Source organism: Streptomyces sp. NRRL WC-3618 (assembly GCF_001280005.1).
Taxonomy (GTDB): domain Bacteria; phylum Actinomycetota; class Actinomycetes; order Streptomycetales; family Streptomycetaceae; genus Streptomyces.
Window position 1 is genome coordinate 1 of record NZ_LGDW01000406.1, and the last position, 239, is coordinate 239.

At 50.6% G+C, this 239-nt stretch carries 1 protein-coding gene; it reads right to left on the reverse strand.

The features are described 5' to 3' along the window. Positions 1-26 precede the first annotated feature (26 nt). Positions 27-239, reverse strand: a 213-nt coding sequence (locus ADL01_RS46685) for a hypothetical protein (protein ID WP_234354815.1), incomplete at its 5' end; no start/stop codon positions are given.

Genomic DNA, 239 nt, shown 5'->3' on the forward strand with positions numbered 1-239 from the left:
CACAGAACAATCTGTGAGCCGGGGTATCAACATATCTGGCGTTGATTTTTGGCACGCTGTTGAGTTCTCAAGGAACGGACGCTTCCTTTGTACTCACCTGAGAGACTCTCAGGCTTTCCTCCGGGCAGTTTCCCTTCGGTCTTACTTTTCTTCTGTCTTGCTCTTGTCTTGCTGTCTTGCGTTTCCGACTCTATCAGACCGCTTCGCGATCCGATTTCCTCGGTGCTTTCCAGGTTTCC